Genomic DNA, 17,629 nt, shown 5'->3' with positions numbered 1-17,629 from the left:
ATATGTGCGGTATTGTTTCTGTATTCGTCTCAGTTCATGCATATCCTCTATTGCCGTTGAAGCAAGGCTGTAAACGAAAGGAAGCCCATCTTATGCGAAAAAGTAGCTGGAGAACATGTGTATTTCGCCTTATACTGAAAATACATATCCTTACATAGGAGAGGAGACCATATGAAGTCGCTGTTGGCTATTTACCCCGGTTCGATTGTGTCTGACAAGCTTTGTACAAAGGAAGACTGTCTATGTTTTTTTGATGAAAACAGTCAGAAATATATCTCGATCCCAAAAACGGAGATCAGCCAAAAGGAGACGTTGCTGCTCCAGTCATTTTTAACGCTAGCGGAAGAGGCAGATCACAAGTCGTTCAAATCGCCAGAAGAAAACAAGTGGTTTGCGTTTCTATTCTCGAAAGGAGAAGTGCCCCCGAATATCACTAAGAGGACAAGGTTCATTCATTTTCATTTGATTGGCAAAACAGAACGGGCGTCATTTGCGGAAGCGATGCGCCACTTTTGGCCGGTGTCTTTTGTGATCGTTTGGATGCATGAGGACAGAGGCGTGATTGTTGAGCAGGAAAGTGAAGCGGCGGCCGGGAAAGACGAACTGGAGTCGCTCGCCAGGGTTCTTGAAAGTGATTTCTACTTCAGTGTCCGTTTTTACGCCGGAAGGTTTTATGAAACAGATGAGCGCTTACGAAAGCATTATGCCCGTGAACAAACGTATTTTCTATTTGCTGAAAAGCGGCTGCCGCAGGTTCAGAGTGTGACGTTTGATATCATGTTCCCTTTTTTATTATTGGAAGAAGAAAAGGGACGGCTGAAATCACTGCTTTGTGAAGAAGCCGAGCTATTATTTGTAAATGAACCTGAGCTGAGAAAAACAATCAAGCTGTTTATTGAAAACAACTCAAACGTGACATTAACAGCGAAAAAACTGCATCTGCACCGCAACAGCCTGCAGTACCGAATTGATAAATTTATCGAGCGGTCAGGAATAGACATTAAAACGTATACAGGCGCTCTGCTTGCGTATTTTATCTGCCTGCAAGACAAAGGTTCAGAATAAACTGGAAATATGCACGAAAACGGCCGTGTGATTTTATGAATGCTGCCCATTTCAGTGTTGGATAAATGCTGATACACTTGATTTAAGAAAGCGTTTACAATATTAAAGGGGGATGTTAGATGGCTGAATTGCGGATGGAGCACATTTATAAATTTTATGATCAGAAGGAAGCGGCGGTAGACGACTTTAATCTTCACATAGCGGATAAGGAATTTATCGTATTTGTCGGCCCGTCCGGCTGCGGCAAATCAACGACACTGCGGATGGTCGCAGGACTTGAGGAAATTTCGAAAGGCGATTTTTATATTGAAGGAAAACGGGTAAATGATGTGGCGCCAAAGGACAGGGATATCGCGATGGTGTTCCAAAACTACGCACTCTATCCGCATATGACGGTATACGATAATATCGCATTCGGGCTGAAGCTCCGCAAAATGCCGAAGCCTGAAATTAAAAAAAGAGTGGAGGAAGCCGCTAAAATTCTCGGGCTGGAAGAATATTTGCACCGCAAGCCAAAAGCGCTCTCAGGCGGTCAGAGACAGCGGGTTGCGCTGGGAAGGGCGATCGTGAGGGATGCAAAGGTATTCCTGATGGATGAGCCTTTGTCGAATCTGGATGCAAAGCTTCGGGTGCAAATGAGAGCCGAAATCATTAAACTCCATCAGAGACTGCAAACCACCACGATTTATGTCACGCATGATCAGACAGAAGCATTGACGATGGCGACTCGAATTGTGGTCATGAAGGACGGCAAAATTCAGCAGATCGGGACGCCGAAGGATGTTTACGAATTCCCTGAAAACGTATTCGTGGGCGGTTTTATCGGATCACCAGCCATGAACTTTTTCAAAGGAAAGCTGTCTGACGGCACAATCAAAATCGGTTCTTCCGTGTTGAGCGTGCCGGAGGGGAAAATGAAGGTGCTTCGTGAAAAGGGCTACATTGGCAAAGAAGTCATTTTCGGCATCCGCCCTGAGGATATTCATGATGAATTGATTGTCGTGGAATCGTATAAGAGCTCTTCAATTAAAGCGAAAATCAATGTTGCGGAGCTCCTGGGATCTGAGATCATGATTTATTCGCAGATTGATAACCAGGACTTTATTGCGAGGATCGATGCCCGTCTCGATATTCAGTCAGGTGATGAGCTGACAGTTGCGTTTGATATGAATAAAGGCCATTTCTTTGATAGTGAAACAGAAAATAGAATTCGTTAAGCTGGAAAACCGGACATGGAGAGATGTCCGGTTTTTTGCATTCCCTCTCTTTCAAGGTTTACAGCAAAAATCGCGGCGGGTAGTGGTTTGTAGAAAGGAGAGATCGAGATGTGGAATGCGGCGATGTGGGGCGGGATTTCCGGCTCTGCTGTTTTGCTGGGCGCGCTGGCGTCGATGTTTCTTCCGATTGGCAAGCGTATCATCGGTTATATCATGGCTTTTGGCACAGGGGTATTAATCGGCGCTGCCGCCTATGAACTTTTTGAGGATGCGGTGAAGGATGGCGGAATGGTCTCGACAGGCGCTGGATTTATAGCAGGCGCTGTCGTGTTTACCCTTTTTGATTACGCGGTTTCGAAAAGAGGTGCGTCACAAAGAAAAAGGTCGGGACAAGCAGCTGCAGGCGGCGGGGGGATCGCGATTTTTATCGGCACCATCATGGATGCTGTCCCCGAGTCTATTATGATTGGAGCCAGTCTTCTTGAGGAACAATCCGTCAGTTTCCTTTTGGTGGTCGCAATTTTTATCAGCAATATACCTGAAGGGCTGTCCAGCACGGCCGGCATGAAGAACAGCGGATATTCAAAGGCGAAAATCTTGCTGCTTTGGGCGGCGGTACTGATGATTTCTATTTTTGCCTCATGGTCAGGATATTATTTCCTGGATGGTGCTCCTGAGGAGATGATGTCGGCAATCGCCGCTTTTGCGGGCGGAGGCATCATCGCAATGATTGCATCCACGATGATGCCCGAGGCATATGAAGACAGCGGTCCGATGACAGGGTTAATTGCTGCTCTTGGTCTTTTAACGTCTTTGATTTTGAATCAGTTTTCCTAATCTGCACCGGACATGGCTACATGTCTGGTTTTTTCACTTGAAAATCACGCAAATCAACCGATGAAAAGGAGGAAGAAATAGACAGAAAGCAGGAAAACGATGAAACGATTTATCTTATGCATCTTTCTTTTGGGCAGCTGTTTGGCTCTTGCCGCTTGCGCTGATAAAGAGGCGAACGCAGAGCAGCAGATGCCAAAAGCGGAACAAAAGAAACCGGAAGAAAAGACAGTACATGTGCAGAAAAAAGAAGATGATACATCCGGATGGATCAAAACAGAGAAACCGGCAAAGCTGCCGATTTTGATGTACCACAGCATCTCTTCAGGCAACAGCCTCCGTGTGCCAAAGAAAGAATTTGAGGCACATATGAAATGGCTGCATGATAACGGCTACCAGACATTAACCCCAAAAGAGGCGTATCTCATGCTGACTCAGGACAAGAAGCCGAGTGAGAAATGTGTGCTGATCACGTTTGATGACGGATACACCGATAATTACAAAGACGCGTATCCGGTATTAAAGAAGTACGGCATGAAGGCGACGATTTTTATGATCGGCAAATCAATTGGACATAAACATCATCTGACAGAGGATCAAATGAAAGAAATGGCACAGCATGGCATATCGATTGAAAGCCATACGATTGACCACCTTGAGCTGAACGGTTTAACGACTGAACAGCAATATAGCGAAATGGCAGATTCAAAAAAACTGTTTGATAGGATGTTCAATCAGCAAACGGCCATCATCAGCTATCCGGTTGGGCGCTACAACGAAGATACGCTGAAGGCCGCTGAAGAAACCGGTTATCAAATGGGAGTGACGACTGAACCTGGTGCAGCCTCCAGAGATCAGGGGATGTACGCCCTCCATCGCGTACGTGTATCCCCGGGAATGTCAGGGGTGTCCTTTGGTGCGTACATTGAGTCGATGAAATAAAAATGGCGGCGATTAATCGCCGCCGCCCCCTCCGCCGTCACAGCCGGAATCCGCGAAGCCTCCGTCACTGCCGCATCCATCATGGCGGGAATCACCATCGGATCCGAAAAAACCGCTGTCCGCCCGCTGGCGTCCTTTGGTTTCTGAATCGAATGATCGAGCCGATTGATAAATGACGATCATACCGAAGATCAAAGCGATAAGAATAACAATCATATGGCTCCCCCCTTAAACAATGATTTTTTATACGTTTTAAAATCTGAAAAGTTTCACTTGAGGGAGACAGATTCTTTCAGCCGATCTCTCAGCCAGCGCTTGACCATGCCGTGTCCTTTGTTCGAAAGCAATGCGCTGACACGCCAATACATAGGCGGATGAGGAGAAAACTGAAAGTCTATGATTCTGAAAAGCCAGCTATTATCCCGGGTGAGAGAGTTCACCTTAACCTCCTCTTCATTTATATCAGAGCTGTAGGTATTTTGTTTTTGCAGAGCTTCATCCTGGCGAACCGCCAGGATCTTTAAGGATTCGGCCATCTGCCTGTATCCGCCCTCCAGCAGTGAAGCGCCAAGGTGATCGGCGCGCACCTCCATCCATTGGGAACAAAATGACTGATAAAGCTGAAATAGAATGATGATTCCCATGATCAACGCCCAAAGTGCGATTTTGTAAGCGCCGGGATGGGCGATGTAATGCTCAAGTAAAAGAATGATCCCGATGACTGCCCCAAGATAAAGAAAGCGCAACAGCTGCATGGACAGCACATCACGTTTTTTAATATGAACAGCTTCATGGGCAAGAATACCCTCAATGACATGCGGCGGAAGGGTTAATGTAGCGCTTGTCAGAATCACCATTGATCTTCCTACATTCATTCCGACAGCCATGCCGTTATATTCATCACTATCCGTTTCATATACCTCCACATGCGAAATGCCTGCTTTTCTAAACATCTTATCTGCCGCTGCCTGAACGTCTGAATTCAGACAAGGCCTGGCATCCATTGCTGTCCGCAGCACTCGGTCAGATAGATACATATTCAAAGCCCAGTACAAAACTACGGCACCAGTCATGACCCAAGGTGAGGCGTGTAAGGCATATAAAGCAAGCACCAATATGGCGTAAGCAGATATCCCTTTTACGCTTGCGGCAAAATAAAGTTTACCTAAAAGCCGTTTCACATTTTTCCGATGATAAAGCGGCAGGACAGCAATAACCGTTTCCTCTTTGTTTTCGGATTCTAGAAATTCCCCGAGGATCGATTTCCATTTTTTAGGTTCCTTCACGGTCAGATATAGCGTTTCGCCGGGAAGAGAGAGCCTTATGACTTGCTGAAAGCTTGTCGTCATATCGAGCCGGGATGAATACATTGTCAAAAGCGGATGAAGTTTTAACAAATCTGCCGTCGATTCAAGCCGGATGTCTTTCAGGTCTGAAAGCGGATAGGTGCGGGTTTCATAACGTGAGCTGATATGCCATGTTTCTAAAGATGAAGAATAAAAGACTTTTACACTTAGAAAATTTAATATGCGTTTTACCAGTGCTGCGCCGCCCGACATGAAACCGAACAGGATCACATATTTTAGAACACTGGTGTCAGGCCCGTAAATGAAGAAAACAATAGCGCCCGCAAACACAATGACAGTCAGGGCAATGTCCGAGAGGAGGCGTGTGTGGTCTCTTGCAAGCTCAATTTCCTGCCAATCGCCTGATGGTTTTTCAATACGGCTGGGGACAGTCAGATCCAATGCGGTCCAGTAGCTGGTGAACATCAATGCCAGAGAGACGATGCCTTCTATGAAAGGCTGTTGAGAGAAGATAAAGCTAGCAGCGCCGACCCAAAGAACAATATCAATCCAGAGTTCTAATGCCGGAAGAAGCTTTGCTGCAAGGGCTGATATCAGCTGAATGCCCAGCCCGAGAATGATAAAGAGAAAAAGACTGGTTCCCATAGGCATGCTAGAGTCCTTTCTATCATAATCTTTCCAACTACTACTATAGCATGCGGCGGGAATTTGTAAAAACACGGAAATGCAAAAAAGCAAGCTCTTTCGTTATACGAAGAGCTTGCTTTCAGCGTATCAATAAAACTGGTGTAACAGCAATAACGTTAGGGACACTGTGATGGCCCCTCCAATTCTAGTGGACACCTGGGCAAAAGGCATCAGCTCAAGCCTTTCTGCGGCGCTTAATATCGCGACGTCACCGGTGCCTCCTTGCCCTGAATGGCACGCATTAATAATGGCTGTTTCGATCGGGTACATGTTCAGCCATTTTCCCGTGAAAAAGCCGACCGTCATCATTGTCACAACGACAGACAGAATCGTAATAATATTACTGAGATTAAAGGCGGCCACAAGCTTGTCCCACGGCGTCATGGACACGCCGATTGCAAAGAGCAGCGGATAGGTGACTGCCGTGGAAAAGAAGCGGGACACGCCAAACGCGCCGTTTTCAATTGAGGCAGGGACCAGTCTGAACAGCTTGATCAAAACAGCTAACAGCAGCATGGCAACAGGGGCAGGAAAACCGAAAAAGTCGTGGGCGAGCATACCGACCAAATACAAGGAGACGGCAAGGATTCCCCCGGACGCAAACAGAGAAAGGTTGAACATGTGCTGGCCGTTTTGCGATTCCTCCAGCGCAGGTGAATCTTCTGAACGGTCAACTTTACCGTTGCCGGTCCATTCCGGTTTTTTCTTGCCGATTCTGTTGAGCAGGCCCGCTAAAATGATCGCACACAGACTGCCGAGCATGATCGATGGAAGAACAAGTGCAAACGCTTCCCCTTGAGTCATCGGCATGATATCGGAATAACCGATGGACAGAGGGATGGCGCCTTCTCCGACGCCGCCAGCCATAATAGGAATCACGACGTACAGAAGGGTGTGCTGAAATCCGAGGCCGAGCAATGTACCGACAGCCAGTCCCACAATGGCGGCCGCGACAGAACCGGCGATAAGCGGTATAAAAATTTTCATAAATGCATTTACAAGTGTTTCTCTTTTCATGCCGAGGATGCTTCCGACAACAATTCCGGCAATAAACAAATAAAGAAAGTTTGAGTTTTCTGTAAATTCTGTGGTGGATTTGACAATATCATTTGGCAGCAGGTGATAGTAGACGACAGCAGATGGAATAAAAGTAGCAAGGATGGCCGGACCGCCTATAGAGCGCACAATCGGTATTGATTTTCCGATTTGGGCAAAGGTAAATCCGAAAAACGCCATGACGGCAATGGATGTCAAGAGGTCGCTTTTTACATCATGATGCAATACAAAAATAGTAATTAATATAAACAGCAGGGCATAAACAGGAAGCGGTATAATACCTACTTTTATATTCATAGCCTTCGCAAACCAATTCTCTTTTCGAACCCCTTCGTGAATTGTATCCGTTTGCATTTGTAATTGAGTTTGAAGCTCTCCCATTAAAAAACCTCCCCTAATCTTGTTGCCAGTGAAATTGTTCACTATGTTAAGTATACTAAAAAATTGAAATTATTAATATATTAAAAATTTACTATTCAAACTTTTCTTTTTTATGATTCAGCTGAAAAGAGATGTTCTGACTAAATTCCGGATGTGCCGGAGTGCCGAGAACCCAGTGCTGATGCCGGTCAAGCATTTTATTCGCAAGGAGCGAGGTGTTGATGTACGATAATAAAGGGTCATTTATCCTAGCGACCGCCATAAATCAGCAACAAAATAGACAATAATCCGTCACATAGCGCAGGGCTTTTTAGGTATTTTGGGCTTTATTTTTGAAACAGATCGTTGTAAAGTACTTAATATGAACCATTCAGGGATGTGTGCCATTCGTCAGTCTGGCAATCTTGAATCATATTGGATGACTTTTTGACGTATTTGTGAAATATTGAGCAATATTTTTTTCGTCTATTTTGTGAAATACTGATCAAAGTTTCGGTTCTGCTTGTGAAGTAGTGAACAATATAACATTTTCAACCGGAAATGGAGGATAAAGCATGAGTGAATTAGTATTAGCCCGCATTCAATTTGCATCAACAACGTTGTTTCATTTCTTGTTTGTGCCAATGTCGATCGGGCTTGTGTTTATGGTTGCATTGATGGAGACTCTTTATCTTGTGAAGAAAAATGAGCTGTACCTCAAAATGGCGAAGTTTTGGGGACACTTATTCTTAATAAATTTTGCAGTCGGTGTTGTTACGGGGATTTTGCAAGAATTCCAGTTTGGGCTGAACTGGTCTGATTATTCCCGTTTTGTCGGAGATGTATTTGGCGCGCCGCTTGCGATTGAAGCATTATTGGCGTTTTTCATGGAATCAATTTTTATCGGATTGTGGATTTTCGGCTGGGACCGTCTGCCTAAAAAAATTCACGCGCTCTGCATTTGGCTCGTGTCATTCGGAACGATTATGTCGTCCTTCTGGATTTTAACAGCGAACTCCTTTATGCAGGAGCCGGTCGGCTTTACGATCAAAAACGGCCGCGCGGAAATGAATGATTTTGGCGCGCTGATAACAAATCCGCAGCTATGGGTTGAATTCCCGCACGTCATTTTCGGTGCGCTTGCCACCGGGGCCTTCTTTATCGCGGGTGTCAGTGCTTTTAAACTATTAAAGAAAAAAGAAGTGCCATTCTTTAAACAATCTTTCAAACTCGCAATGATAGTGGGTCTTTGCGCAGGCCTTGGCGTTGGCCTGAGCGGCCACATGCAGGCTGAACACTTGATGGAATCACAGCCAATGAAAATGGCTGCCAGTGAAGGGCTTTGGGAAGACAGCGGCGACCCTGCTGCTTGGACGGCCTTTGCCACAATTGATACGAAAAATGAAAAGAGCTCAAATGAAATCAAAGTTCCATACGCATTGAGCTACCTGGCTTATCAAAAATTCAGCGGCAGTGTCAAGGGAATGAAAACACTTCAGGCAGAGTACGAAAAAGTGTATGGAAAAGGCGACTATATTCCGCCTGTCAAAACGACATTCTGGAGCTTCCGTATTATGGTTGGAGCAGGTGTTGTCATGATACTTGCTGCGTTAGGCGGCCTTTGGCTGAACCGCCGCAAAAAGCTGGAAAACAGCAAATGGTATTTGCGCATCATGATCGCATTGATTTCCTTCCCGTTTATTGCGAACTCCGCGGGCTGGATTATGACAGAAATCGGGCGTCAGCCTTGGACGGTCATGGGTTTGATGACAACGGCTCAATCCGTGTCGCCTAACGTAACGGCGGGCTCCCTTTTATTCTCAATCATCGCATTCGGTGTGATGTATATGATTTTGGGCGCATTGCTCGTCTTCTTGTTCATCCGTGAAATTAAAAAAGGCGCGGAGCATGATAACCATCATGATGTTCCTGTATCAACAGATCCTTTTAGTCAGGAGGTATACCATGGCATCTCTTCATGATCTTTGGTTTATACTCGTTGCTGTATTGTTTATCGGTTTCTTCTTTTTGGAAGGCTTTGATTTCGGGGTCGGCATGGCGACCCGTTTTCTTGGCCATAATGAATTAGAGCGCAGAGTGCTGATCAACACGATCGGGCCGTTCTGGGACGCGAATGAAGTATGGCTTTTGACTGGTGCGGGTGCTATCTTCGCGGCGTTTCCAAACTGGTATGCAACGATGCTGAGCGGTTATTACATTCCGTTTGTCATTGTGCTGCTTGCGTTAATGGGCCGCGGAGTCGCGTTTGAATTCCGCGGCAAGGTTGATCATCTGAAATGGGTAAAGGTTTGGGACTGGGTGGTTTTCTTCGGCAGTCTGATTCCTCCGTTTGTGCTTGGTGTGTTATTTACGACATTATTCCGCGGTATGCCGATTGATGCCGATATGAACATTCACGCGCATTTCTCTGATTATATCAATGTATATTCTGTACTTGGCGGCGTGACCGTAACACTTCTCTGCTTCCTGCATGGATTAATGTTCATCACGCTGCGTACGATTGATGATTTGCAGCAGCGCGCCCGACAAATGGCGCAAAAGATAATGGGTATTGTTTTTGTGGCAGTGCTTGCTTTCGCGGCTCTTTCTGCTTATGAGACAGACATGTTTACACGCCGCGGCGAGATTACAATACCGCTTGTTGTTTTGATTGTCATCTGCTTTATGCTTGCAGCTTTATTCATCCGTAAGAGTAAAGACGGCTGGACATTTGCGATGACAGGCGCGGGTCTTGCTCTGACCATAGGAATGATTTTCATTTCGTTATTCCCTCGGGTGATGGTCAGCTCGATTCAAAGCGCGTTCGATTTAACAGTAGCTAACGCTTCTTCCGGTGATTATTCGCTTAAAGTCATGTCAATTGCAGCATTAACGCTATTGCCGTTTGTCATCGGCAGTCAGATCTGGAGCTATTATGTCTTCCGGAAGCGCGTCAGTCATAAGGAGCCTATGACTTATTAATGGGAAAAGACCTGTTTCGATATAAAGGAATGAAGCGGATTCTCACCGTGATTACTTGCTTAACGCTGATTCAGACAGCCGCTATTATCATGCAGGCAGAGTGGCTGAGTGAAGCTGTAACCGGACTGTTCAACGGGAAGAGCATTGCCTCCCTGTTTCCGGTGATCGGCTTTTTCCTCATCGCTTTTGTTGCGCGGCACGGGGTGACAGTGGCGCGTCAGAAACTCGTCTATCATTATGCCGCCCAGACGGGAGCTGATTTGAGAAAGAGCTTTCTCGATCAGCTGTTCCGTTTAGGCCCCCGCTTTGCAAAGAAAGAGGGGACGGGACAAATGGTGACGCTGGCGATGGAAGGCATCAGCCAGTTCCGCCGCTATCTTGAACTGTTTTTGCCGAAAATGGTCAGCATGGCGATTGTGCCAGCTGCGGTTGTCATCTACGTGTTTTTTCAGGATCGGACGTCGGCGATTATTTTAGTCGCGGCCCTGCCGATTCTGATTATTTTCATGATTCTTCTTGGCCTTGTCGCACAGCGAAAAGCGGATCGCCAGTGGAAATCATATCAGACATTGTCCAACCATTTCGTTGATTCTCTTCGCGGATTGGAGACATTGCGTTTTTTAGGATTGAGCAAATCGCATAGCAAAAACATTTTCCACGTCAGTGAGCGGTATCGCAAAGCGACAATGAGTACACTGCGGGTGGCGTTTTTATCTTCATTTGCTCTCGACTTTTTCACGATGCTGTCTGTGGCGACAGTTGCTGTGTTTTTGGGACTGCGTTTGATTGACGGCGATATTTTGCTTGGCCCTGCATTAACGGCGCTTATCCTGGCACCTGAGTATTTTCTGCCGGTGCGGGAAGTGGGGAACGATTATCACGCAACGCTAAACGGGCAGGAGGCAGGGAAAACCATTCAAGAGATATTGTCGCAGCCTGGCTTTAGAGAAGAGGCGCCTCTTCAGCTTGGGATGTGGTCCGATCAAGATGAGCTGAAGCTGTCAGGCGTGTCAGTTGGCCGGTCGGTGTCTGATATTGATTTGTCATTCAAAGGCAAGAAAAAAATCGGCATTATTGGTGCAAGCGGTGCCGGAAAATCAACATTAATTGATATCCTCGGCGGGTTTTTGGAGCCGGATGGCGGTGTTATTAATGTGAACGGTTCAAGCCGTTCGCACCTGCAGGACGGGAACTGGCAGAAAAACCTTCTCTATATCCCGCAGCATCCTTATATTTTTGATGATACGCTGGCGAACAATATCCGCTTTTATCACCCAAGCGCTTCTGCTGAAGATACAGCCCGCGCTGCTGACTCAGCGGGATTGACGGAGTTTGTAAACACCCTTCATGAAGGGTTGGAGGGACGGATCGGAGAAGGCGGCCGGGCGCTCAGCGGCGGTCAGGCTCAGCGTGTCGCGCTGGCCCGCGCCTTTTTGGGAAACCGGCCAATTCTGCTGCTGGATGAGCCGACCGCCCATCTGGATATCGAAACAGAATATGAAATAAAAGAAACGATGCTGGATCTATTTGATGATAAGCTTGTCTTTCTCGCGACACACCGCCTCCATTGGATGCTTGATATGGATGAAATGATCGTGCTGGACGGAGGCAAGGTTGCAGAAATCGGGACTCACGATGAATTGCTGGCGAAAAACGGTGTGTACACCAAACTCGTGAAGGCACAACTGGGGGAAAGAGCATGAAGAAAGAAGAATGGATTCTGCCGTATATCAAGCAAAATGCCCGTCTGTTTGTTCTTGTTGTCTTTTTAGGCGCGGTGACGATTTTTTCCGCTGCTTTTCTCATGTTTACGTCAGGGTTTTTAATTTCAAAAGCGGCGACAAGACCGGAGAACATCCTGCTCATTTATGTCCCGATTGTCGCCGTTCGAACCTTTGGGATTGCCCGGTCTGTGTCACGCTATGTGGAGCGCCTGATCGGCCATCACATCATTTTGAAAATCGTGTCCGACATGCGCGTCCGCCTTTACAACATGCTTGAGCCGGGCGCTTTGATGCTGCGATCCCGTTTTCGCACGGGAGATATGCTCGGCATTTTATCTGAGGATATTGAGCATTTGCAGGATGCCTTCTTAAAAACCATTTTCCCTGCCATCTCAGCCTTGCTTTTGTATGCTGTTTCAGTGATTGCGCTTGGTTTCTTCTCCTGGCCGTTTGCCATTTTGCTGGCGGTGTATCTGTTTGTTCTGGTTGTGCTGTTTCCGGTTGTGTCTTTGCTTGTGACGAGGGCGAAGAATGCCAAGCTGAAAAGCGGGCGGAATGTGCTCTACAGCCGTCTCACAGATGCCGTGATGGGTGTCAGCGACTGGATGTTCAGCGGACGCCGGCATGCTTTTATTGATTCCTATGAAAAAGAAGAAAATACGTGGTTTGAGCTGGAACGTAAAAAACATCGTTTTACAAGATGGCGGGATTTCGCCGCACAATGCCTTGTCGCCGGCCTCATTTTGCTGATGCTGTTTTGGACGGCGGGGCAGCATGCAAATGGCGAACTCGCCAGAACAATGATTGCAGCCTTTGTGCTTGTTGTGTTTCCGCTGACAGAAGCTTTTCTGCCGCTTTCTGATGCGTTGGGCGAAGTGCCGGGTTATCAGGATTCTATCAAAAGAATGAACAAGGTGGCTCCTCAGCCTGAGTCTTCGCAAACAGAGTCTGCGGCTGATAGGCTTGATCTCAAAGATGTCACCTTGGTGTTTCGAGATGTGACGTTTTCTTATGACAACAGCCAAGTACTGAACCATTTTTCCTTTACGCTGCGCCAAGGAGAAAAAATGGCGCTGCTCGGCCGGAGCGGATCAGGAAAATCAACGTCACTCGCATTAATTGAGGGCGCCTTGAAACCTGACTCAGGCTCGGTAACGTTAAACGGAGTGGAAACGGCGTTTTTAAAGGGCCAGATTGCTGATGCGGTGGCTGTGTTAAATCAAAAGCCTCACTTGTTTGATACAAGCATTTTGAATAACATCAGGCTTGGAAACGGAAAGGCGAGCGACGAGGATGTGCGCCGCGCCGCAAAGCAGGTGAAACTGCATGATTACATTAAGTCGCTGCCTGACGGGTATCATACTTCAGTTCAGGAAACCGGAATCCGATTTTCAGGAGGAGAGCGGCAGCGGATCGCGCTCGCCCGGATTTTGCTGCAGGATACGCCGATCATTATACTTGATGAGCCTACAGTAGGCTTAGACCCTATTACGGAACGCGAACTGATGGAAACCGTGTTTGAGGTGCTGAAAGGTAAAACGATTCTATGGATTACGCATCACTTGGCGGGTGTGGAAGCAGCCGATAAAATCGTCTTTCTGGAAAACGGAAAAACAGAAATGGAAGGAACGCACGAGGAACTGCTGGCGACGAACGAACGATATCGCCGTCTTTATCACCTCGACGTTCCTGTAAAATAGAAGACAGCCTTTTGGGCTGTCTTTTTTGTTTGAAAAGGAAGAAGTGCAGGAAAAATAAGAAGAGATAATAAGAGGAGGTATGAATATGAATGTTCCGATTTGGACGGAAGAGCATGTGAGGGCTGCGCTCCCTGAAAGAGATGCAGCGAGCCATAAAGGTACGTACGGTACGGCTTTGCTGCTGGCGGGAAGCGATGACATGCCGGGCGCTGCGCTTTTAGCCGGGCTTGGTGCCATGCGGAGCGGTCTCGGCAAGCTTGTCATCGGCACGTCTGAAAGCGTGATCCCGCTGATCGTTCCGGTTCTGCCGGAGGCCACGTATTGGCGTGACGGCTGGGAAAAAGCGGCGGGCTCTCGGCTTGAAGAGACGTACCGGGCGATTGCGATCGGTTCGGGGCTTCCGCAAACAGAGAGAGTGCAGCAGGCTGTTGATCATGTGCTTGAGAAAGACTGCCCTGTTATTTTGGATGCCGGAGCGCTGACAAAACGCACGTATCCGAAACGGGAGGCGCCCGTCATCCTCACGCCGCATCCAGGTGAGTTTTCCCGAATGACAGGGGTTCCGGTGAAAGACTTACAAAACAAAAGAGCGGAATATGCCAAGGAGTGGGCGGTTCAGCTGCAAACGGTGATCGTGTTAAAAGGAAATCAAACCATCATCGCGTTTCCCGATGGCGACTGCTGGAGCAATCCGACCGGAAACGGGGCACTCGCCAAAGGAGGAACCGGCGACACGCTAACGGGAATGATATTGGGCATGCTTTGTTGCCACAAAGACCCGAAACATGCCATATTAAATGCCGTATACTTGCACGGTGCATGCGCCGAGCTTTGGACTGACGAACACTCTGCTCATACGCTGCTCGCCCACGAGCTCTCTGACATGTTGCCTCGTGTGTGGAAACGATTTGAATGAAAAAAGCTGTCTTCATAGGGAAGACAGCTTTTCTTGATAGCTCGCTCGTTTTTTCAGGCGTGGTTTCATGAGTACATAATATAGAACAGAAGGCACGGCTAACCCGATAATCCATGCGATATCCCCGCCGCCAAACATTTTTGCCAATGGCCCGATGTAAAAGGATGTATTGATAAACGGAATTTCTAACAAGATGGATAGAATGAAAGCAATCGTTGTGATCCAATTGACTCTTCCATATGGCCCGTTGACATCAAACATCGCTTTGACCTCATAGTTCCCGTGGCGGACGAAGTAGTAATCCACTAAATTGATCGCCGTCCATGGAATTAAGAAATAACTGATAAAAAAGATGAAATTCAAAAACAGCTCCATAAAATTACTTTGCCCGAGAAGGCTTAGGACTGTTCCGACGATTGTGACGCCAAGGATCATGATGATTCTGATTTTCGGTGTGACTTTTAATTTCAGAAACGGCTCAAGCGTAGTCGTCGTGGACATAAAAGCTCCATACAAGTTAAAGACATTAATCGCCATCTGGCCAAATAAAACAATGATCAGCATAATGAACGAGAAGGGGCCGAACAATTGCACAATCTGGGTCCCTGAGTTTGTCGTAAAATCAGGAAGTGCTGTGGTCAGCAGCGCGCCGAGCAGCATCATCCAGATGGAGCTGACAGATGTTCCTGCGTAGCTGTACCAAAACGTTTTGGACGCCGGTGTTTTAATGGGCAGATATCTGGAATAATCGGCGACATAAGGCGCATAGGCAAGCTGCCAAGTCGCTACTGCGCTGACTGCCACCAAGAAAACGGGCAAGTCGACCGTTCCGGGCACCCAGCTGCCTGCCGGAATCGGTAATTGGAAAATGAGTATCGTTGCAGCAAAAAATACGGCAAAAGAGGTCCAAGAAAGGATTTTTTGCATTTTATGAATCAAATCATGACCGAAAATGGTGAGTAAAAAACATGCGGCGCTTAAGCCTATAATGCTCCATGATCCCGGGATGGGAACAAAGCTGCTTAAGGTCCCGGCCGCCAGAATCGTACTGCTTGCGAAGAAACCAAGGTAGATAAACATGACTAAGAAGAGGGGAAGAATCGCTCCGATTACGCCGAATTGGGCACGGCTTTGAATCATTTGCGGGATGCCGAGCTGAGGTCCTTGCGCGGAATGAGAAGCCATAAATATGGCACCAATTAAGGTTCCGCAAATAATAGCGGCAACACTCCAAAACAGATTAAGTCCCATTGCAACGGGAAGAGTACCGGTCACTAACGTGGTGATATGCATATTGGCCCCGAACCATACGGGAAATAAATCTTTTGCTTTACCATGTCTTTCTTCATTTGGAATATATTCAATCGTTCGCCTTTCTACTTTCAATGCATCGTCCTCCATATATAATGAAATTTTGAAATAGACATAAAAACATAGCTTAACAGACTGTACTTCGCTTTACAAATTTAGATGTTCACGAAAACTGATGAGAGGCCAGTAAAGTCAATAGATCAAAAGAATTATAAAAAAAGTTGAACGCTCTGGAATCCGGTGTCGTCTCATAAGGCAAAATAACAAAAAAAGGGGGGATCGCGGCCGTTGGATACAAATGAAGAACAGCAATTGATTCAGCAGGCGAAAGAGGGAAGCGACGAGGCGTTTACAGCCCTTTTTCAGCATTATTATTCTTTTCTATATAAATACTTGTTAAAGCTTTCCCTTCACCCTGACGTCAGCGAGGATCTAGTTCAGGAAACCTTTCTGAAAGGATACGTCCATCTGGGGAGTTTTCAAGGACGATCCAAATTCTCCACTTGGCTGATCTCTATCGCGTCAAGACTCTACCTTGATCACCAGAAAAAGAGAAAGAGAGAATGGAAACGAAATCAGGCTGTTACAGAGGAAACGATACGCAAGATCAAGTGGGACGTGTCAACGAAAGGCTCTGAGTGGAGCGAGACGCTTGATCTCTTTTCTCAGCTTGACCCGAAGCTGCGCACGCCCGTCTTATTAAGGCACTATTACGGCTATACCTATGCGGATATCGGGGTGATGCTGCATATCAAAGAAGGCACGGTAAAGTCCAGAGTCCATAAAGGGCTCCAGCAAATCAGAAAGGAGTGGACTGATGAATAAAGAAAAGCGATCTGTTCATTTAAAATCGGAATTGCAGAAAATTGACCAATGCGCCAACCCGACTATACCGAGTCAAAAAGAATTGCTTGATCAACTGTCACAAATGAAAGCCGAACGAAGAAAAAGCGTGCTGAAAGAAGTTATCTTATTTGTGTTCTCTGCACTGATGGTGGTAAGCGCGGCGACTCTGGCATTTACTCAAGTTCCCGCTGCTTTTGTCGTGCTTCAGGTCTGTGCGCTGGCTGTCCTGCCGATTTTGATTGCAGCTGAGAAAAAACGATACCTTGGCGAACGTGAGGTGAAGCGCTGATGTCCCAAACAGATTTGACGATTTTTGTGTTTGCTTATCTGATTGTATTGGCACAGGGCATCTTTTTATTCATTGATGCGAAAAAACGGGATCGCCTGGCATGGGTGTGGGGAATTGTCGGACTGATTACAGCGCCGATGCCTCTGATTTGCTATTACTTTTTTGTGATAAGGCCGGACCGAAAAAATAGGGGGATCAGCTAATGAATATTTCTTGGGAAATGATTGTACCGCTGATTGTGTTACAGGCCGTGCTGGCAGTGTTTGCCTTGATCAGCTGTGTGAAAGAAGAGCGGACAAACGGGCCGAAATGGATGTGGGCAGCAGTGATTATATGCATCAATATTATTGGGCCGATTTTATTTTTTACCGTCGGCAGAAAGCAAAGGTGAGC

17 protein-coding genes are annotated in these 17,629 nt (G+C 46.8%); 13 read left to right on the top strand and 4 right to left on the bottom strand.

Going from position 1 to position 17,629, the window contains the following annotated elements; genetic code table 11:
- Nucleotides 1-171: 171 nt before the first annotated feature.
- From V6D42_RS13655 to V6D42_RS13640, 4 genes are all read left to right on the top strand, one after another.
- Nucleotides 172-1,065 (top strand): PucR family transcriptional regulator, encoded by an 894-nt coding sequence (locus V6D42_RS13655; protein ID WP_333513569.1) that lies wholly within the window; start codon nucleotides 172-174, stop codon nucleotides 1,063-1,065.
- Nucleotides 1,066-1,184: 119 nt separating this feature from the next.
- Nucleotides 1,185-2,282, top strand: a complete 1,098-nt coding sequence (msmX, locus tag V6D42_RS13650) for a maltodextrin ABC transporter ATP-binding protein MsmX (RefSeq protein ID WP_333513568.1) — start codon at nucleotides 1,185-1,187, stop codon at nucleotides 2,280-2,282.
- Nucleotides 2,283-2,390: 108 nt separating this feature from the next.
- Nucleotides 2,391-3,119: a ZIP family metal transporter gene (locus V6D42_RS13645; RefSeq protein ID WP_333513567.1), complete on the top strand. Its 729-nt coding sequence runs from the start codon at nucleotides 2,391-2,393 to the stop codon at nucleotides 3,117-3,119.
- A gap of 99 nt (nucleotides 3,120-3,218) precedes the next feature.
- Nucleotides 3,219-4,058 (top strand): polysaccharide deacetylase family protein, encoded by an 840-nt coding sequence (locus V6D42_RS13640; protein ID WP_333513566.1) that lies wholly within the window; start codon nucleotides 3,219-3,221, stop codon nucleotides 4,056-4,058.
- 12 nt (nucleotides 4,059-4,070) lie between these two features.
- Here V6D42_RS13640 and V6D42_RS13635 read toward each other — a convergent pair whose 3' ends face one another.
- From V6D42_RS13635 to cimH, 3 genes are all read right to left on the bottom strand, one after another.
- Complete coding sequence (locus V6D42_RS13635; protein ID WP_442893238.1) at nucleotides 4,071-4,271, bottom strand: hypothetical protein; 201 nt, start codon at nucleotides 4,269-4,271, stop codon at nucleotides 4,071-4,073.
- 56 nt (nucleotides 4,272-4,327) lie between these two features.
- The gene (locus V6D42_RS13630; protein WP_333513565.1) at nucleotides 4,328-6,016 is read right to left on the bottom strand and encodes a M56 family metallopeptidase; all 1,689 of its coding nucleotides are present in this window, start codon (nucleotides 6,014-6,016) and stop codon (nucleotides 4,328-4,330) included.
- A gap of 123 nt (nucleotides 6,017-6,139) precedes the next feature.
- Nucleotides 6,140-7,489: a citrate/malate transporter CimH gene (gene cimH, locus V6D42_RS13625; RefSeq protein WP_333513564.1), complete on the bottom strand. Its 1,350-nt coding sequence runs from the start codon at nucleotides 7,487-7,489 to the stop codon at nucleotides 6,140-6,142.
- 554 nt (nucleotides 7,490-8,043) lie between these two features.
- Here cimH and cydA point away from each other — a divergent pair.
- From cydA to V6D42_RS13600, 5 genes are all read left to right on the top strand, one after another.
- Nucleotides 8,044-9,450 (top strand): cytochrome ubiquinol oxidase subunit I, encoded by a 1,407-nt coding sequence (gene cydA / locus V6D42_RS13620; protein WP_333513563.1) that lies wholly within the window; start codon nucleotides 8,044-8,046, stop codon nucleotides 9,448-9,450.
- Entirely contained in the window at nucleotides 9,434-10,450 is a 1,017-nt protein-coding gene (cydB, locus tag V6D42_RS13615) for a cytochrome d ubiquinol oxidase subunit II (protein WP_168749106.1), read from the top strand. Before cydA ends, cydB begins: the two co-directional genes overlap by 17 nt.
- Nucleotides 10,450-12,153 (top strand): thiol reductant ABC exporter subunit CydD, encoded by a 1,704-nt coding sequence (gene cydD, locus V6D42_RS13610; RefSeq protein ID WP_333513562.1) that lies wholly within the window; start codon nucleotides 10,450-10,452, stop codon nucleotides 12,151-12,153. The genes cydB and cydD overlap by 1 nt, the downstream gene beginning before the upstream one ends.
- The gene (gene cydC / locus V6D42_RS13605; protein ID WP_333513561.1) at nucleotides 12,150-13,874 is read left to right on the top strand and encodes a thiol reductant ABC exporter subunit CydC; all 1,725 of its coding nucleotides are present in this window, start codon (nucleotides 12,150-12,152) and stop codon (nucleotides 13,872-13,874) included. The genes cydD and cydC overlap by 4 nt, the downstream gene beginning before the upstream one ends.
- 85 nt (nucleotides 13,875-13,959) lie before the next feature.
- On the top strand, nucleotides 13,960-14,790 hold the full coding sequence (locus tag V6D42_RS13600) for an NAD(P)H-hydrate dehydratase (protein ID WP_333513560.1): 831 nt from the start codon (nucleotides 13,960-13,962) through the stop codon (nucleotides 14,788-14,790).
- A gap of 12 nt (nucleotides 14,791-14,802) precedes the next feature.
- Here V6D42_RS13600 and V6D42_RS13595 read toward each other — a convergent pair whose 3' ends face one another.
- Nucleotides 14,803-16,176 carry a purine-cytosine permease family protein gene (locus V6D42_RS13595; protein WP_101864288.1) on the bottom strand — a complete coding sequence of 458 codons (1,374 nt, stop codon included), beginning with the start codon at nucleotides 16,174-16,176 and terminating at the stop codon, nucleotides 14,803-14,805.
- Between the two features lie 213 nt (nucleotides 16,177-16,389).
- Here V6D42_RS13595 and sigY point away from each other — a divergent pair, with 213 nt between their 5' ends.
- From sigY to yxlE, 4 genes are read left to right on the top strand one after another with little or no spacing between them, the layout of a single operon-like run.
- A complete protein-coding gene (gene sigY, locus V6D42_RS13590; protein ID WP_101864289.1) occupies nucleotides 16,390-16,926 on the top strand; it encodes an RNA polymerase sigma factor SigY in 537 nt (178 codons plus the stop codon).
- Nucleotides 16,919-17,236 (top strand): YxlC family protein, encoded by a 318-nt coding sequence (locus V6D42_RS13585; RefSeq protein WP_333513559.1) that lies wholly within the window; start codon nucleotides 16,919-16,921, stop codon nucleotides 17,234-17,236. Before sigY ends, V6D42_RS13585 begins: the two co-directional genes overlap by 8 nt.
- The gene (gene yxlD / locus V6D42_RS13580) at nucleotides 17,236-17,439 is read left to right on the top strand and encodes a sigma Y negative regulator YxlD (RefSeq protein WP_333513558.1); all 204 of its coding nucleotides are present in this window, start codon (nucleotides 17,236-17,238) and stop codon (nucleotides 17,437-17,439) included. The genes V6D42_RS13585 and yxlD overlap by 1 nt, the downstream gene beginning before the upstream one ends.
- Nucleotides 17,439-17,627: a sigma Y negative regulator YxlE gene (yxlE, locus tag V6D42_RS13575; RefSeq protein WP_024123344.1), complete on the top strand. Its 189-nt coding sequence runs from the start codon at nucleotides 17,439-17,441 to the stop codon at nucleotides 17,625-17,627. The genes yxlD and yxlE overlap by 1 nt, the downstream gene beginning before the upstream one ends.
- The last annotated feature ends 2 nt before the right edge of the window (nucleotides 17,628-17,629 follow it).

The organism is Bacillus sp. 0909A (genome assembly GCF_036765115.1).
Taxonomy (GTDB): Bacteria; Bacillota; Bacilli; order Bacillales; family Bacillaceae; genus Bacillus; species Bacillus mojavensis.
This window is presented reverse-complemented; position numbering and strand designations above follow the sequence as displayed.

Excerpts from the sequence above, each read along its gene's own strand:
- msmX (WP_333513568.1), top strand. The coding sequence starts at position 1,185 with ATGGCTGAATTGCGGATGGAGCACATTTATAAATTTTATGATCAGAAG.
- cydB (WP_168749106.1), top strand. The coding sequence starts at position 9,434 with ATGGCATCTCTTCATGATCTTTGGTTTATACTCGTTGCTGTATTGTTT.
- V6D42_RS13585 (WP_333513559.1), top strand. The coding sequence starts at position 16,919 with ATGAATAAAGAAAAGCGATCTGTTCATTTAAAATCGGAATTGCAGAAA.
- yxlD (WP_333513558.1), top strand. The coding sequence starts at position 17,236 with ATGTCCCAAACAGATTTGACGATTTTTGTGTTTGCTTATCTGATTGTA.
- V6D42_RS13655 (WP_333513569.1), top strand. The coding sequence starts at position 172 with ATGAAGTCGCTGTTGGCTATTTACCCCGGTTCGATTGTGTCTGACAAG.
- cydA (WP_333513563.1), top strand. The coding sequence starts at position 8,044 with ATGAGTGAATTAGTATTAGCCCGCATTCAATTTGCATCAACAACGTTG.
- V6D42_RS13600 (WP_333513560.1), top strand. The coding sequence starts at position 13,960 with ATGAATGTTCCGATTTGGACGGAAGAGCATGTGAGGGCTGCGCTCCCT.
- cydC (WP_333513561.1), top strand. The coding sequence starts at position 12,150 with ATGAAGAAAGAAGAATGGATTCTGCCGTATATCAAGCAAAATGCCCGT.
- cimH (WP_333513564.1), bottom strand. The coding sequence starts at position 7,489 with ATGGGAGAGCTTCAAACTCAATTACAAATGCAAACGGATACAATTCAC.
- V6D42_RS13640 (WP_333513566.1), top strand. The coding sequence starts at position 3,219 with ATGAAACGATTTATCTTATGCATCTTTCTTTTGGGCAGCTGTTTGGCT.
- cydD (WP_333513562.1), top strand. The coding sequence starts at position 10,450 with ATGGGAAAAGACCTGTTTCGATATAAAGGAATGAAGCGGATTCTCACC.
- V6D42_RS13645 (WP_333513567.1), top strand. The coding sequence starts at position 2,391 with ATGTGGAATGCGGCGATGTGGGGCGGGATTTCCGGCTCTGCTGTTTTG.
- yxlE (WP_024123344.1), top strand. The coding sequence starts at position 17,439 with ATGAATATTTCTTGGGAAATGATTGTACCGCTGATTGTGTTACAGGCC.
- V6D42_RS13630 (WP_333513565.1), bottom strand. The coding sequence starts at position 6,016 with ATGCCTATGGGAACCAGTCTTTTTCTCTTTATCATTCTCGGGCTGGGC.